This window comes from Citrobacter sp. C6_1 (assembly GCF_014596835.2).
In the GTDB taxonomy this organism is placed as follows: Bacteria; Pseudomonadota; Gammaproteobacteria; order Enterobacterales; family Enterobacteriaceae; genus Citrobacter; species Citrobacter pasteurii.
This window is the reverse complement of record NZ_CP115031.1, coordinates 276,962-291,581: the sequence shown is the minus strand read 5'-3', so window position 1 is coordinate 291,581 and position 14,620 is coordinate 276,962. Positions and strand designations below refer to the sequence as shown.

Sequence of the window (14,620 nt, the reverse complement as noted above, 5' to 3'; positions counted from 1 at the left end):
CGTTATCTTTAGTATCCCGCCGTTAAATCATCCACGGAACGTGGGTCGGATGCGCCATACAGTGCGCCATCCGGTCCTACCATAATGCTCTGTGTGCTACCCATCGCTTCCTTCAGCGCGACTTTCTGCCCTTTCTGCTCCAGCAGCTTAATGGTGTCCGGGCTAAACCCTTTCTCAACGCGCAGTTCATCGGGCAACCATTGATGATGGAAGCGCGGCGCGTTGGTCGCTTCAGCGACATTCATTCCAAAATCAATGCTGTTGACTACCATTTGCAGCACGGTAGTGATAATTCGGCTCCCGCCAGGGCTACCGGTAACCAGCCAGGTTTTCCCGTCTTTTACCACAATAGTCGGCGACATCGACGACAGTGGGCGCTTCTTCGGCCCAACAGCGTTAGCATCGCCGCCCACCAGCCCGTAAACGTTCGGCACACCCGGCTTGGCGGAGAAATCATCCATCTCATTATTGAGCAGAATGCCGGTGTTACCCGCCACAATGCCGGTTCCGAAGGTGGTATTCAGGGTATAGGTCACTGCCACGGCATTCCCGTCTTTATCTACCACCGAGAAGTGAGTGGTCTGGTTACTTTCATAGGGAGCAAGTTTGCCAGGCTTGATTTGGCTGGAAGGCCTGGCCTTGTTGATATCAATCTGATCGGCAAGCGATTTGGCATAAGCTTTGTTGGTCAGCGCCTGCCATGGCACTTTCACAAAATCCGGGTCGCCCAGATACTCCGAGCGGTCGGCGTAGGCATATTTTTCTGCTTCAGCCATGATCTGCATGGCATCGGCGCTGCCAAACCCGTACTTCTTCATATCAAAGTTTTCGAGAATATTGAGGATCTGCACGATGTGAATACCGCCAGAGGACGGCGGTGGCATCGAGAAGACTTGATACCCGCGATAGTCGCCGCTAATCGGCGTACGCTCCACGGCTTTATAGCTGGCTAAATCCTCTTTGGTCATCAACCCGCCGTTTTTCTGCATTTCCCCAGCTATCTGATCGGCAATCGCCCCTTTATAAAACGCATCCGGGCCATTTTCGGCAATCATCTCGAGGCTTTTCGCCAGGTTCGTTTGCACCAGCTTGTCGCCCTTTTTCAGCGGCTCGCCGTCTTTCCAGAAAATGGCTTTGCTGTTCTCGTGATTAGGGAGCACTTCGCTGCCATAGGTTTTCAGATCGTCAGCCAGCGCATCGTTAACCACAAAGCCTTCTTCCGCCAGCTTCATTGCCGGGCGCACGACTTTGTTCAGCGGCATCGTGCCGTATTTCTCCAGCGCCAGCGAGAAACCCGCCACCGTACCCGGCGTACCGGATGCCAGATGCGATGTCAGCGACTTTTTCGCATCAGCGTTGCCCTGCTCATCAAGGAACATATCGCGAGTCGCGCCAGCTGGCGCCATTTCACGAAAATCAATCGCCGTGGCGTTACCGTCTTTGGTACGCAGTAGCATAAACCCACCGCCGCCCAGATTGCCCGCCTGCGGATGCGTCACCGCCAGCGCGTAGCCAACGGCTACAGCGGCATCAACGGCATTCCCGCCCTGTTTCAGAATATCCACCCCAACCTGCGTGGCCAGCGCATCCACGGAAGCCACCATCCCCTGCTGCGCACGCACAGGATGGAACACATCTTCTTCAACACCGTAGGATACCGGCGGTGGCGCAGTCGGTGCAGCAGCCACGCTAAAACAACTTCCTGAGAGCAGAGCAGCAATGGCTACCCGGCGTAAAAACGTCGGTTTTATCATCGTTATTCTCCAGATTTATGGGGTCGGCCCCCACTAAGCCTGGTGCATAACTCTGAAATAATCATCGTAACGGTGAGAAAGGAGTAAACTTAAGCGATCCCCGAGAGGAGAAAAGCGATGAAACGACTCTTACTTTTAGCCATGCTATTGCCGTTTGCAGGCTTTGCACAGCCCATCAACACCATGAATAACCCGAATCAACCCGGTTATCAGATCCCGAGTCAACAGCGTATGCAAACACAAATGCAAACGCAGCAAATTCAACAGAAAGGGATGCTCAACCAGCAGTTGCAAACGCAGACTCGCATGCAGCAACAGCATATGGAAAACCAAATCAACGCCAATTCCCAGCGAGTACGTCAGTCTCAGCCAGGTGAGTTGAATTCCGGCCAGCAGCAAATGCTGCCCAACAGCAATGGCGGGATGTTAAACGGAACGCATAACCCGGACAACTCGCTGAATAAACAGCAACAGATGCTGCCGGAAAAAAAGAATGGCGACATGCTGAAGCCCTCCAGCACGCCGCAACCTAACGTTCCGTTAAAAACGCTTGGACCTTAACAGGGCTGGAAATCCGGCCCGATGACATCAATGGCATCGGTACAGATGCAGTCTACCCCCCAGCGTAGCAGTTCTGCCGCGCGCTGGGGTCGGTTGACGGTATACACCAGAATCCGCAGCCCCGCATCGCGCAACGCATCCACGCGCGCTTCATCCAGCAGCTTATGATTAAGATGAATAGAGACACAGTCCAACCGGGTGGTGAGCTCTCGCCAGTCCTCGCGCCACTCATCAAGCAGTAAACCACGCGGCAGCTCAGGCACCGACTGCTGCGCCGCTTCAAGCGCATCAATTTCAAAAGATGACAGTAGCGGCGACGTCATTCCCGACCACAGTTCACGCGCGGCCAGCGCCACGGCTTTCCCGGTCAGCGCCCCGGTTCCCGTGGTCGGTTTGATTTCAATATTCGCCATCATGCCATGCTGGCGGCAGCGCTCAGCGACTTGCGAGAGCAGCGGCAGCGGTTCGCCTTTAAACTCACCGCTAAACCAGCCCCCGGCATCCACACGCAATAAATCCTGCCAGTTCAATTCGCCAGCCACGCCCCAGCCGTTGCTGGTGCGCTCCAGGTTGTCGTCATGCAGCAAGAAGATCTCACCGTCTTTCGACAATTTAGCGTCAAACTCAATCATGGTGTGACCGTATCGCGCTCCCATGTCGATTGCCGCCAGGGTGTTTTCCGGTGCCAGCTTACCGCCGCCACGATGGGCGACAATATGGGGGTAAAGCCAGTTACTCATACACGTTGTCCTGTTTCGCCATCAAAAAGATGCAGATGATTTTCTGGCAGATGCAGCCACAGCGTGCTGCCTGCCGTCGGGCGATGCTGATGCGCCAGTCGCACCACCAGCTTTTGCTCACCCCAACGTCCATGTGCCAGATTATCCGCACCCAGCATTTCCAGCGTGTCGACGACCAGCGGCACGCCACCTTCGGCCTGCGAGCTTAGCGCAATATGCTCCGGGCGGATACCCAGCGTCATGTTACGCCCAATACACTCCCCGACGCTTTTCCCTATAGGTAACGACATACCATCGCCCAACTCAAAATGCGTACCCGAGGCGCTGATGCGACCATCCAGCAGATTCATCGCCGGGCTGCCGATAAAACTCGCCACAAAGCGGCTGGCGGGTTTTTCATACACCTCAACCGGGGTACCGATTTGCTCGGCAATGCCTTTGTTCATCACCATTACCCGTTGGGCGAGGGTCATCGCTTCAACCTGATCGTGCGTCACGTACAGCGAGGTGGTTTTCAGTCGGCGATGCAGATGTTGTAACTCCAGACGCATCTGTACGCGCAGCTTGGCATCAAGGTTAGAAAGCGGCTCATCGAACAGGAATACCGCCGGGTCGCGGACAATCGCCCGCCCCATGGCCACACGCTGGCGCTGGCCGCCAGAAAGCTCGCGTGGACGACGTTTAAGCAGGCCATCCAGCTCAAGAATACGCGCCGCCTCTTTCACTCGCTCAGCAATATGCTCCTTGCCCATCCCGCGGATTTTCAGTCCCCAGGCCATATTTTCTTCCACGCTCATATGCGGGTACAACGCGTAGTTCTGGAAGACCATCGCAATACCGCGATCTTTCGGTTCCATCTCGGTGACGCGCTTATTATCAATCCAGATATCGCCACCGCTCACCCGTTCAAGCCCGGCCACCATCCGCAGCAGCGTAGATTTACCGCAACCGGATGGCCCAACCATCACAATAAATTCCCCGTCCGCAACGTCCAGCGTCAGCGGTTTAATCACCTGGGTTTTGCCGTCCCAGCTTTTGGTTACTGCCTGTAGTTTTAAACCAGCCATTTTATTTCTCACTGTCCACTAAACCACGCACAAACGCGCGCTGCATGGCTAACACGATGATTACCGGAGGGATGAGCGTCAGCAGCATGGCTGCCATTACCTGGTTCCACTGCGTGGTGCCTTCACCGGTGGCAATCATGCCTTTGATACCCGCCACCGCAGTGCCCAAATTGACGTCGGTAATAATTAACAACGGCCACAGATACTGGTTCCAGCCGTAGATAAAGGTGATCACGAACAACGCCGCCAGATTGGTTTTTGACAGTGGTAGTACGATATCGCGGAAAAAACGCATCGGTGACGCGCCGTCAATACGCGCCGCCTCAACCAGTTCATCCGGCAGGGTCATAAAGAACTGACGGAACAGGAAAGTCGCTGTCGCAGATGCCATCAACGGCAGCGTCAGCCCCGCATAGCTGTCGAGCATCTTCAGGTTGGCGATCACTTCTACCGTCGGGAAAATACGCACCTCAACCGGTAGCATCAGGGTGATAAAAATCATCCAGAAGAACAGGTTGCGCAGCGGAAAGCGAAACCAGACGATGGCGAATGCGGAGAGCATAGAGACGGTAATTTTCCCTACCGTAATGCTGAACGCCATGATGAAACTGTTGAGCATCATCAACCAGAACGGTGCGCTATTCACGCCTACGCCGTTGACCCAGATGTATTTCATGTTTTCCAGCAGCTGTGTGCCGGGAACCAGCGTCATCGGCGTCTCAAACACCGCTTTATTGTCCAGCGTCGCCGCGACAAACGCGACGTACAACGGAAACAGGATCACCATGATTCCCATAATCAACATGGCATGGCTGAATATTGTCAGCCCACGACGGTTCTCAATCATTGGTAACGCACCTTACTTTCCACATAGCGGAACTGCACCACCGTCAAAATAATGACCAGGAACATCAACACCACCGATTGTGCAGCGGAAGAAGCCAGATCCAGTCCGACAAAACCTTCGCGGTAGATCTTATAAATCAGCGTCGTCGTCGCCTGTACCGGCCCGCCCGCAGTGGCAGCATCAATCACCGGGAAGGTGTCAAAGAAGGCATACACCAGGTTCACCACCAGCAGGAAGAAGCTCACCGGGGCAATGAGCGGCAGCGCCAGTTTAAAGAAGCGGCGAACCGGCCCCGCACCATCAATCGCGGCGGCTTCGATCAGCGAGCGAGGAATCGACTGCAGTGCGGCAAAGAAGAACAGGAAGTTGTAACTAATCTGCTTCCAGACCGACGCAAACACCACCAGGAACATCGCCTGACCACTGTTTTGCGCATGGTTCCAGTCATAGCCAAATTCACCGAGAAAATGGGTGATCAGCCCGCGCCCGGGGTTAAACAGGAAGATCCACAATACGGCGGCAACGGCGGGCGCAACGGCGTAAGGCAACAGCATCAGCGTTTGGTAAAAACGGCTGCCGCGCACCACGTAATTCACCAACGCCGCAAAAAATAACGACACCAGCAGACCGCTCACCGTGACTAACGTACTGAACTTAATGGTGGTCCAGAATGAATCCAGGTAGTACGGGTCATGAAACAACGCGACAAAGTTATCCAGCCCCACAAACTGGCTGGAAAGACCAAACGGATCGACGCTTTGTAGCGAATACCACAGCGCTTCACCGGCGGGCCAGATAAAGAAAATAACGGTGATAACCAGCTGCGGGGCCACCAGTAAATAGGGTAGCCAGCGCGAGCGGAACACCGGACGGGATGAGGACATGAAGGTTCTTTTCCTGGAAGGTGCCGGATGGCGGTGCAAGCACCTTATCCGGCCTACAAACGCTGTAGGCCTGATAAGCGCAGCGCCATCAGGCACTTATACACTTAAGACTTGGTCGATTGCTCAAAGCGGCGCAGTAACTGATTGCCGCGCTCAACGGCGGCATCCAGCGCCTGCTGCGGGGTTTTCTTCCCGGTCCAGACGCTTTCCAGCTCTTCATCCACAATGGTACGGATCTGCGGCATATTGCCCAGACGCAGCCCTTTCGTGAACGGCAACGGCGGCTTGTTGAGCATTTGACGCGTAGCGATATCAGCCCCCGGGTTCTTCTCATAGAAACCCTGCTCGCGGGTCAAATCGTAGGCGGCGGTGGTGATCGGCAGATAACCTGTTTTCTGATGCCATTCGGCAGCAATTTCAGGCTTCGCCAGGAAGTTGAGGAACTTCGCCACGCCTTCGTAGGTGGCTTTGTCTTTGCCCTGCATCACCCACAGACTGGCCCCACCGATAATTGCGTTCTGCGGCGCGCCCTTCACATCGGCATCGTACGGCATCATCCCGACGCCATAGTTGAATTTCGCGTAGTGGCGGATGTCAGCCAGAGAACCGGAAGACGCGGTGGTAATGGCGCAATCCCCGTTGTAGAACTTCTCGGTCGACTCATCTTTACGCCCGAAGTAGCTGAAATCGCCCTTTTTATTCAGCTCTTCCAGCAGCGCGATATGCTTCACCTGTTCCGGCTTGTTGAACTCCAGTACTGCATCAGTACCGTCAAAACCGTTATTTTTAGTCGCGACTGGTAATCCGTTCCAGGCGCTGAAGTTTTCAATCTGGATCCAGCCCTGCCAGCCGCTGGCATACCCGCACTTCATACCTGCGGCTTTCAGCTTCGCGGTGTATTCCGCCAGATCCTGCCAGGTTTTCGGCGGTTGCTCAGGGTCTAAACCGGCTTTTTTGAAGGCATCTTTGTTGTAGTACAGCACCGGGGTGGAGCTGTTAAAAGGCTGGGAGAGTAAATGTCCGCTTTTAGAGTCGGTGTAATAACCGGAAACCGTCGGTACAAACTGAGACTCATCGAAGTTAATGCCAGCCTCTTTGAATACTTCATACACCGGTTTAATGGCTTTCGAAGCCATCATCGTTGCCGTACCCACTTCATAAACCTGCAGCAGCGCAGGCGCGTTTCCGGTACGGAAGGCGGCAATACCTGCGCTCAGGCTCTGCTCGTAGTTGCCTTTGTACTGCGGAACAATTTTGTAGTCGGGATTGGCGGCATTAAAACGTTGCGCCAAAGAATCAACCTCTTTACCCAGTTCGCCTTCCATTGAGTGCCAGAATGGGATGGTGGTGACCGCCAGTGCCTGACCTGCAAACGCCAGGCTAAGCGCCAGTCCTAAAGCTGTATGTCGTAACGATATCATCGGTTATCTCTCTTGTTGTGCCGGATGCGCGATATCACGCGTTTTATGCTCGCGGGGGTAACATGACATGCTCGAATGACAGAAAAATAACTTTTTTATTACAAAAAAAAGATAGTAAGGCGACAGAGAGATGGCAAGGCAGTGACGATTGCAAGAAAGGAAAGTGGGAGCTGAGACACGTACAGGCTATTTGGGTGATACGCCGGATAGCGGTGCTCACGCATCGTATCCGGCCTATACATACTGTAGGCCGGATAAGGTGTTTACACCGCCATCCGGCAAGGTGGCTGAGAGTTAACCGCCCAGATACGCACTGCGCACCGCTTCGTTAGCCAGCAATGCATCACCGGTATCTTCCAGCACCACGTGGCCGTTTTCCAGCACGTACCCACGGTCAGCGAGTTTCAGTGCCTGGTTGGCGTTTTGTTCGACGAGGAAAATCGTCATCCCCTGCTCGCGCAATTGCTCAATGGTGTTAAAGATCTGCTGGATAATGATCGGCGCCAGACCCAGCGACGGTTCATCAAGCAGTAGCAGCCTCGGCTGGCTCATCAAAGCCCGGCCAATCGCCAGCATCTGCTGCTCACCACCAGACATGGTTCCCGCACGCTGGATACGACGCTCATGCAGACGTGGAAACAGGTCATACACCCACTTGATGCGTTTCTGAAACTGGTCTTTCTCGGCAAAAAAGCCCCCCATCGCCAGGTTCTCTTCTACCGTCATACGGGAAAACACGCGACGCCCTTCCGGGACAATCGCCACTGCTTCACGCATGATTTTTGCCGTCTGCCAGTCGGTAATATCTTTACCATCAAAGACAATACGCCCACTTGTTGCCCGAGGATCGCCACACAGCGTTCCGAGCAGCGTGGTTTTTCCCGCGCCGTTGGCACCAATAAGCGTCACGATTTCACCCTGGTTGATATACAAGCTGACGTCGTGCAGCGCCTGGATCTTGCCGTAGTGGGCGTTGACGTTGTCAAAAGACAACATGACTTTTTCCATCTTATGCCTCACCACCATTATGCTTCGCCTAAATAGGCGCGGATCACGTCCGGGTTGTTACGAATCTGCTCAGGTGTCCCGTTCGCCAGCGGCGTCCCCTGGTTCACCACGTAAATACGGTCTGAAATGCCCATCACCAGCTTCATGTCGTGCTCAATGAGCAGGATGGTGGTGTCGTGATGGTCGCGCAGCTCAGCAATCAGCTCATCCAGCTCTTTGGTTTCTTTCGGGTTAAGACCCGCAGCAGGTTCATCGAGCATCAGAATTTCCGGCTGAGTGACCATGCAACGGATAATCTCAAGACGGCGCTGGTCACCATAGGCCAGGTTGCTCGCCTGCCGGTTAGCATGCTGCAGCAGGCCGATACGATCAAGCCAGGTGGCGGCGCGGTCCAGCGCGTCATCCTGCGCGCGGCGAAAAGCAGGGGTTTTTAGCAGCCCGGAGAAAACCCCAGCTTTCAGTTGCTGATGCTGCGCCACCAGCAGATTTTCAATCACTGTCATTTCGCGAAACAGACGCACATGCTGGAAGGTACGCACCACGCCCATGCGCGCAATTTGCTGGCCCGGCAGCCCTTCCAGGTGCTGGTCGCGCAGCTTAATCGTCCCGCCGGTCGGCTTATAGAACCCGGTCAGGCAGTTGAAGACCGTGGTTTTCCCCGCGCCGTTCGGGCCAATCAGAGAGACAATCTCTTTTTTATGCAAATCCAGAGACACATTGTTGACTGCCAGCAGGCCGCCAAAACGCATCATCAGGCCGCTAACCGATAATAATGGCTGACTCATGCCTGCTCTCCTTTTGCTTCCCCGTTTTTCAGCTTCAACTGTGGACGGGTCATCGGCAGCAAGCCCTGCGGACGCCAGATCATCATCAGTACCATCAAACCACCCAGCATTAACATGCTGTATTCATTGAAATCACGCATCAGTTCACGTGAGACCACCAGCAGGATGGCCGCCAGGATCACCGCAAACTGCGATCCCATCCCCCCCAGCACGACAATCGCCAGCACAAAGGCCGACTCGGCAAAGGTGAATGATTCCGGACTGACAAAACCCTGGCGCGCGGCAAACAACGTACCGGCAAAACCGGCAAACGCGGCGCTGATGGTAAAGGCGGTCAGCTTGATACGCGTAGGGTTTAAGCCCAGTGAACGGCAGGCAATTTCATCTTCACGCAGCGCTTCCCATGCACGGCCCAGCGGCATACGCAACAGGCGGTTGATGACAAACAGCGAGAACACCACCAGCAGCAGCGCCACCAGATAAAGGAAAATCACACGATCAGAGGGATCGTACTTGACGTTAAAGAAGTTGCTGAAGGTATCCCAGCCGCCTTCACGGGCGCTACGGCTGAATTCCAGACCGAAAAAGGTCGGTTTAGGGATCTGGCTGATACCGTTCGGGCCACCGGTGACTTCTGTATTATTGAGCAACAGGATACGCACGATTTCGCCAAAGCCTAAGGTCACTATTGCCAGGTAGTCGCCGCGCAGACGCAGAACCGGGAAGCCAAGCAGGAAACCTGCCGCCGCCGATACCAGTCCCGCCAACGGCAAACAGGTCCAGAAACCAAGACCGTAATAGTGGTTCAGCAGCGCAAAGGTATACGCACCAATGGCATAGAATCCGCCGTAGCCCAGCACCAGCAAGCCGGAAAGGCCGACCACCACGTTTAAGCCGAGGCCGAGGATGATATAAATCATCGTCAGCGTAGCGATATCCACCGTGCCGCGCGACACCATAAATGGCCATGCGACAGCAATGACCAACAGCGCCACCAGAAACAGCTTCTGTTTGACGGTTGAGCCATCAATCGCCGGCAGAATGAACTTCGGTCCGGAGACGCTCTTCAGGCTCTTCTGGAAAACGGGACGCAGCAGTTGGAAAAGAAAGACCACGCCGGTACCGATAAACACCCACTGCCAGCGGATATCCGCAGCGGTATCCACCACCAGCTTCGTGCCATCCAGTTCCAGTTGAACGCCCATGAAGACGCCCGCCAGGATGAAAAACATAACCGCTGAAAGCAGCGCCATTGCAAAATGCATCGGTTTCATACTTTCTCTACCTCCGGGCGACCCAGAATACCGGTCGGCATTACCAGCAGCACCAGAATCAGCAGTGCGAACGACACCACATCTTTGTATTCCGTACTCAGATAAGCAGAGGAGAGCGCTTCCGCCACGCCCAGAATCAGGCCGCCGATCATCGCCCCTGGAATGCTACCGATACCGCCAAGAACCGCCGCGGTAAAGGCTTTCATCCCGGCCATAAAGCCAATATAGGGGTTAATTACACCGTAGAACTGTCCAAGCAACACACCTGCTACCGCCGCCATTGCTGCGCCAATCACAAAAGTCAGCGCGATCACGCGGTCAGTGTTAATGCCGAGCAGGCTGGCCATTTTCAGGTCTTCCGCGCAGGCACGACAGGCGCGTCCCATACGCGAATAGCGGATAAACAGCGTCAGCGCCAGCATCGCAAGGAAGGTCACAATCCAGATAACCAGCTGCATGGTAGTGATGGACGCAGAGAAGTTTTCACTGCTGCCGACAGTCCACTGACCGTTAAACAGGCTGGGCAGCGCCACGTCGCGCGAGCCTTCCGTCAGGCTGACGTAGTTTTGCAGGAAGATAGACATCCCGATGGCGGAAATCAGCGCGATCAGGCGCTTGGAGCTGCGTACGGGCCGATACGCCACGCGTTCAATGCTCCAGCCGTAGGCGCTGGCAATCACGATAGCACCGACGAAGCCTGCGGCAACCAGCAGCCAGCTGGAATCAATACCCATCATCATTAGCGCAGCGATGATCATAAAGGAGACATAACTGCCGATCATATACACCTCGCCGTGGGCGAAGTTGATCATGCCGATAATGCCGTACACCATCGTGTAGCCAATGGCGATCAGCGCGTAGGTGCTTCCCAGCGTGACGCCGTTAAACATCTGCTGCAAGAAATAGAGGAACTGCTCGGACATAAGGTAACCTTTTTAAACCCGCCCGTTTTGCACGGGCGGTGGGATAACGCGTCTTCAGGTATTACTTCGCGACAGTCGATGAACCATCCGCGTGCCACTGGAAGACACCAAACTCAAATCCCTTCAAATCGCCTTTTTCGTCCCATTTCAGCGGCCCAATCACGGTATCAGCCCCGTGTGCTTTCAGATCTTTCACCAGATCCAACGGCTCTTTGCTGCCGCTACGATCCATCGCTGTCGCCAGTGACTGAACGGCTGCGTAAGTGATCCATACGTAAGGTCCGCTTGGATCTTTCTTGTCAGCGTTGAGCGCATCAACGATAGCTTTGTTAGCCGGATCCTGGTCATAGCGTTTTGGCATGGTAACCAACATCCCTTCAGCGGCATCACCGGCAATGTTAGACAGGGAGGCATTTCCCACGCCCTCTGGTCCCATAAACTGCGTCTTCAGGCCAACTGAACGCGCCTGACGCAGCATTTGCCCCATTTCCGGGTAGTAGCCACCGTAATAAACGAAGTCGATATTTTCTTTTTTCAGGCGGGCGATCAGCGCAGAAAAATCTTTCTCCCCGGCGGTGATCCCATCAAAGAAGACGATGTTGGCTTTACCTGCTTTCAGGCTGTCCTGCACCGAACGCGCCAGGCCTTCACCGTACTGCTGTTTGTCATGAATGATGGCGATACGCTGTGGCTTCACCTTCTCCAGGATGTATTTCGCGGCAGTCGGCCCCTGAGAGGAGTCCAGACCCGCGGTGCGCATGATGTGCGCGTAACCACGCTGCGTCAGTTCCGGGTTGGTCGCGCCCGGGGAAATCATCAGAATGCCTTCATCTTCGTAAATATCTGATGCCGGTTGAGTCGACGATGAGCACAGATGTCCTATCACATACTGAATGCCATCGTTGACGATTTTGTTCGCGACGGCAACGGCCTGTTTCGGATCGCAGGCATCGTCATATTCCACGGCGACCAGCTTGTCGCCTTTGATCCCACCTTTGGCATTGATATCTTTAATCGCCTGACGTGCGCCATTAAATTCCATATCGCCCCACTGCGCGACCGGACCTGACATCGCGCCAACAACAGCGACCTTGATATCTTCCGCCATGACAGCGTGCGACATTGCCAGTGCTATCACCCCTGCGATGATGGTTTTCGCATTCCGTTTCATATTCCTGAATCCCCATTCGTGACGTGTTTACACTTCATCCTTCAAGCTGCCTCTGTGTTGGCTACGTTCGCTCACCCCAGTCACTTACTTATGTAAGCTTCTGGGGATTCACTCTCTTGCCGCCTTAATGCAACTTGAATGATTTTGTGTATATATGTTGTATTTATATGGTCAAAAAGCAGACTGTGCTTTTTTTGAACTGTACTATTTTTACCAGTCTCATTAATGGTTTAGCGCAGTTTTTTATGCAAATTACGGCTAAAAGCTCTATTTTTCAGTCGATTAAGAAAAGATAATATTCTGCTTTTCACTATAGATAAACAAAAAAAAGTGCATTTGTCAGCATAAAATAACGGTACAAAGAGCCGAATAAAATGCTGCATTCCAGGGGATTATCCTGCCTGTTTTTCAATCTCTGATGTTTCAAACTGTCAATATCGTTGTTACAAAACTATTAACCTGGTTAATCGAATAAAAAAGAGAAAGCATCCGGGTGAATTATTTCGGTACACTGATTCCATCTTTTGTGATTTGGACATGCTGTTAATGAAGCTGACCATCGTTCGTTTAGAAAACTTCAGTGCTCAGGATCTCATCGATCTTGGCAAAATCTGGCCGGAATATTCCGCCTCATCATTAAGCGTAGATGAAACGCACCGGATCTATGCCGCACGCTTTAACGAGCGCCTGCTTGGCGCAGTACGCGTCACACTGAGCGGTACGCAAGGTGCACTGGATTCCTTACGTGTACGCGATATCACCCGCCGTCGTGGCGTTGGGCAGTATTTGGTTGAAGAAACTCTCCGCGAAAACCCGGACGTGAGTTCATGGTGGATGGCCGACGTCGGCGTGGAAGACCGCAGCGTGATGGCCGCGTTTATGCAGGCATTAGGTTTTACGGCCCAGGAGAATGGCTGGGAAAAAAGATAAAAAAGCCGGATGGCGCTGACGCTTATCCGGCCTACGAAGTACTCGTTGTAGGCCCGGTAAGCAAAGCGCCACCGGGCAGTTACTCATTTAGCGTCTGTCGCCGTACCATTTGCATGCCAGTCAAACACACCGAATTCGAAGCCTTTCAGGTCGCCTTTCGCATCCCATGACAGTGGCCCCATGACGGTTTCCACCGAGTTTGCTTTCAGGTATTTGGCAATTTCAGCCGGATCGTCAGACTGGTTCAGACCGGCCTGCAAAGATTGCAGCGCGGCGTAGGTCGTCCACACAAATGCACCGCTTGGGTCCTGTTTTTTGGCTTTGATCGCATCCACAATCGGTTTGTTCGCTGGTACCTGGTCGTAGTTCTTCGGTTTCGTTACCAGTAAACCTTCTGCTGATTCACCGGCAATGTTAGACAGCGACACGTTCGCGACCCCTTCAGGTCCCATAAACTGAGTTTTCAGACCCGCGGCGCGAGACTGGCGCAGGATCTGCCCCATTTCCGGGTGGTAACCGCCGTAGTAAACGAAATCGATGTTCTCTTTCTTCAGACGTGCCACCAGCGTAGAGAAATCTTTCTCACCGGCGGTGATCCCGTCGAAGAACACCACGTCAGCGTTGGCTTTCTTGAGGTTGTCCTGCACGGAGCGCGCCAGGCCTTCGCCGTACTGTTGTTTGTCATGCACGATAGCAATGCGCTTCGGCTTCACTTTATCGACAATGTATTTCGCCGCAGTTGGGCCCTGATCGGAATCCAGACCGGTGGTACGTAACACCAGGTTATAGCCGCGTGCGGTCAGTTCCGGTGCCGTTGCCGCTGGAGTGATCATCAGAATACCTTCGTCTTCATAGATATCTGACGCAGGTTGAGTGGAAGAAGAACACAGGTGGCCGATAACGTATTTAATCCCGTCGTTGACCACTTTGTTAGCAACCGCTACCGCTTGTTTCGGGTCACAGGCATCGTCATATTTTACCATGACCAGTTTGTCGCCTTTCACGCCGCCCTTGGCGTTGATATCAGCAATGGCCTGTTCTGCGCCGGTAAACTCCTGATCGCCATACTGCGCCACCGGGCCGGACATCGCGCCGACGACGGCAACTTTAATATCCTTAGCAAAGGCCATATTGCTCAAAGACAGGGCGATACATCCTGCCAATAACGCTTTACCCTTCATATTCATCCTGACAATCCCCATTATTGTGGTTATTACGTGTGTTGTGATGTTGTTATTCAGCACTTTATATCGAT

The 14,620-nt window shown here is 53.8% G+C and carries 14 protein-coding genes; 2 read left to right on the top strand and 12 right to left on the bottom strand.

Annotated features, from left to right (window positions below; translation table 11 throughout):
- Positions 1 to 8: 8 nt before the first annotated feature.
- Positions 9 to 1,754: a gamma-glutamyltransferase gene (gene ggt, locus IB196_RS01420; protein ID WP_188231998.1), complete on the bottom strand. Its 1,746-nt coding sequence runs from the start codon at positions 1,752 to 1,754 to the stop codon at positions 9 to 11.
- Positions 1,755 to 1,871: 117 nt separating this feature from the next.
- Here ggt and IB196_RS01415 point away from each other — a divergent pair, with 117 nt between their 5' ends.
- Positions 1,872 to 2,315 (top strand): DUF2756 family protein, encoded by a 444-nt coding sequence (locus IB196_RS01415; protein ID WP_005121597.1) that lies wholly within the window; start codon positions 1,872 to 1,874, stop codon positions 2,313 to 2,315.
- Here the strand turns inward: IB196_RS01415 and ugpQ are convergent.
- From ugpQ to livK, 10 genes are all read right to left on the bottom strand, one after another.
- The gene (gene ugpQ, locus IB196_RS01410) at positions 2,312 to 3,055 is read right to left on the bottom strand and encodes a glycerophosphodiester phosphodiesterase (RefSeq protein ID WP_188231997.1); all 744 of its coding nucleotides are present in this window, start codon (positions 3,053 to 3,055) and stop codon (positions 2,312 to 2,314) included. The genes IB196_RS01415 and ugpQ overlap by 4 nt on opposite strands.
- Positions 3,052 to 4,122, bottom strand: a complete 1,071-nt coding sequence (locus IB196_RS01405; protein WP_005121595.1) for a sn-glycerol-3-phosphate import ATP-binding protein UgpC — start codon at positions 4,120 to 4,122, stop codon at positions 3,052 to 3,054. The genes ugpQ and IB196_RS01405 overlap by 4 nt, the downstream gene beginning before the upstream one ends.
- A gap of 1 nt (position 4,123) precedes the next feature.
- On the bottom strand, positions 4,124 to 4,969 hold the full coding sequence (gene ugpE / locus IB196_RS01400; protein WP_003023450.1) for a sn-glycerol-3-phosphate ABC transporter permease UgpE: 846 nt from the start codon (positions 4,967 to 4,969) through the stop codon (positions 4,124 to 4,126).
- Positions 4,966 to 5,853, bottom strand: a complete 888-nt coding sequence (ugpA, locus tag IB196_RS01395) for a sn-glycerol-3-phosphate ABC transporter permease UgpA (RefSeq protein WP_188231996.1) — start codon at positions 5,851 to 5,853, stop codon at positions 4,966 to 4,968. Before ugpA ends, ugpE begins: the two co-directional genes overlap by 4 nt.
- A 104-nt stretch (positions 5,854 to 5,957) precedes the next feature.
- On the bottom strand, positions 5,958 to 7,274 hold the full coding sequence (ugpB, locus tag IB196_RS01390; RefSeq protein ID WP_188231995.1) for a sn-glycerol-3-phosphate ABC transporter substrate-binding protein UgpB: 1,317 nt from the start codon (positions 7,272 to 7,274) through the stop codon (positions 5,958 to 5,960).
- A 294-nt stretch (positions 7,275 to 7,568) separates the two neighbouring features.
- Positions 7,569 to 8,282: a high-affinity branched-chain amino acid ABC transporter ATP-binding protein LivF gene (gene livF, locus IB196_RS01385; protein WP_137378492.1), complete on the bottom strand. Its 714-nt coding sequence runs from the start codon at positions 8,280 to 8,282 to the stop codon at positions 7,569 to 7,571.
- 17 nt (positions 8,283 to 8,299) lie between these two features.
- Positions 8,300 to 9,067 (bottom strand): high-affinity branched-chain amino acid ABC transporter ATP-binding protein LivG, encoded by a 768-nt coding sequence (livG, locus tag IB196_RS01380; RefSeq protein WP_005121592.1) that lies wholly within the window; start codon positions 9,065 to 9,067, stop codon positions 8,300 to 8,302.
- A complete protein-coding gene (gene livM / locus IB196_RS01375) occupies positions 9,064 to 10,341 on the bottom strand; it encodes a branched chain amino acid ABC transporter permease LivM (protein WP_005121591.1) in 1,278 nt (425 codons plus the stop codon). The genes livG and livM overlap by 4 nt, the downstream gene beginning before the upstream one ends.
- The gene (gene livH / locus IB196_RS01370; protein WP_003023435.1) at positions 10,338 to 11,264 is read right to left on the bottom strand and encodes a high-affinity branched-chain amino acid ABC transporter permease LivH; all 927 of its coding nucleotides are present in this window, start codon (positions 11,262 to 11,264) and stop codon (positions 10,338 to 10,340) included. Before livH ends, livM begins: the two co-directional genes overlap by 4 nt.
- 61 nt (positions 11,265 to 11,325) lie before the next feature.
- Positions 11,326 to 12,435, bottom strand: coding sequence for a high-affinity branched-chain amino acid ABC transporter substrate-binding protein LivK (livK, locus tag IB196_RS01365; protein WP_149691838.1), 1,110 nt, complete (start codon positions 12,433 to 12,435; stop codon positions 11,326 to 11,328).
- A gap of 546 nt (positions 12,436 to 12,981) precedes the next feature.
- On the opposite strand from livK, the gene panM reads away from it, so the two are divergent.
- Positions 12,982 to 13,365 carry an aspartate 1-decarboxylase autocleavage activator PanM gene (gene panM, locus IB196_RS01360; protein ID WP_005121587.1) on the top strand — a complete coding sequence of 128 codons (384 nt, stop codon included), beginning with the start codon at positions 12,982 to 12,984 and terminating at the stop codon, positions 13,363 to 13,365.
- Between the two features lie 83 nt (positions 13,366 to 13,448).
- Here the strand turns inward: panM and IB196_RS01355 are convergent, their stop codons facing one another.
- Entirely contained in the window at positions 13,449 to 14,552 is a 1,104-nt protein-coding gene (locus IB196_RS01355) for a branched-chain amino acid ABC transporter substrate-binding protein (protein WP_005121586.1), read from the bottom strand.
- Positions 14,553 to 14,620: the final 68 nt, after the last annotated feature.

Coding starts and splice junctions, on each gene's coding strand:
- ggt (WP_188231998.1), bottom strand. CDS start 1,754: ATGATAAAACCGACGTTTTTACGCCGGGTAGCCATTGCTGCTCTGCTC.
- IB196_RS01405 (WP_005121595.1), bottom strand. CDS start 4,122: ATGGCTGGTTTAAAACTACAGGCAGTAACCAAAAGCTGGGACGGCAAA.
- livF (WP_137378492.1), bottom strand. CDS start 8,282: ATGGAAAAAGTCATGTTGTCTTTTGACAACGTCAACGCCCACTACGGC.
- livH (WP_003023435.1), bottom strand. CDS start 11,264: ATGTCCGAGCAGTTCCTCTATTTCTTGCAGCAGATGTTTAACGGCGTC.
- ugpB (WP_188231995.1), bottom strand. CDS start 7,274: ATGATATCGTTACGACATACAGCTTTAGGACTGGCGCTTAGCCTGGCG.
- IB196_RS01415 (WP_005121597.1), top strand. CDS start 1,872: ATGAAACGACTCTTACTTTTAGCCATGCTATTGCCGTTTGCAGGCTTT.
- ugpE (WP_003023450.1), bottom strand. CDS start 4,969: ATGATTGAGAACCGTCGTGGGCTGACAATATTCAGCCATGCCATGTTG.
- IB196_RS01355 (WP_005121586.1), bottom strand. CDS start 14,552: ATGAATATGAAGGGTAAAGCGTTATTGGCAGGATGTATCGCCCTGTCT.
- livK (WP_149691838.1), bottom strand. CDS start 12,435: ATGAAACGGAATGCGAAAACCATCATCGCAGGGGTGATAGCACTGGCA.
- livM (WP_005121591.1), bottom strand. CDS start 10,341: ATGAAACCGATGCATTTTGCAATGGCGCTGCTTTCAGCGGTTATGTTT.
- livG (WP_005121592.1), bottom strand. CDS start 9,067: ATGAGTCAGCCATTATTATCGGTTAGCGGCCTGATGATGCGTTTTGGC.
- ugpQ (WP_188231997.1), bottom strand. CDS start 3,055: ATGAGTAACTGGCTTTACCCCCATATTGTCGCCCATCGTGGCGGCGGT.
- ugpA (WP_188231996.1), bottom strand. CDS start 5,853: ATGTCCTCATCCCGTCCGGTGTTCCGCTCGCGCTGGCTACCCTATTTA.
- panM (WP_005121587.1), top strand. CDS start 12,982: ATGAAGCTGACCATCGTTCGTTTAGAAAACTTCAGTGCTCAGGATCTC.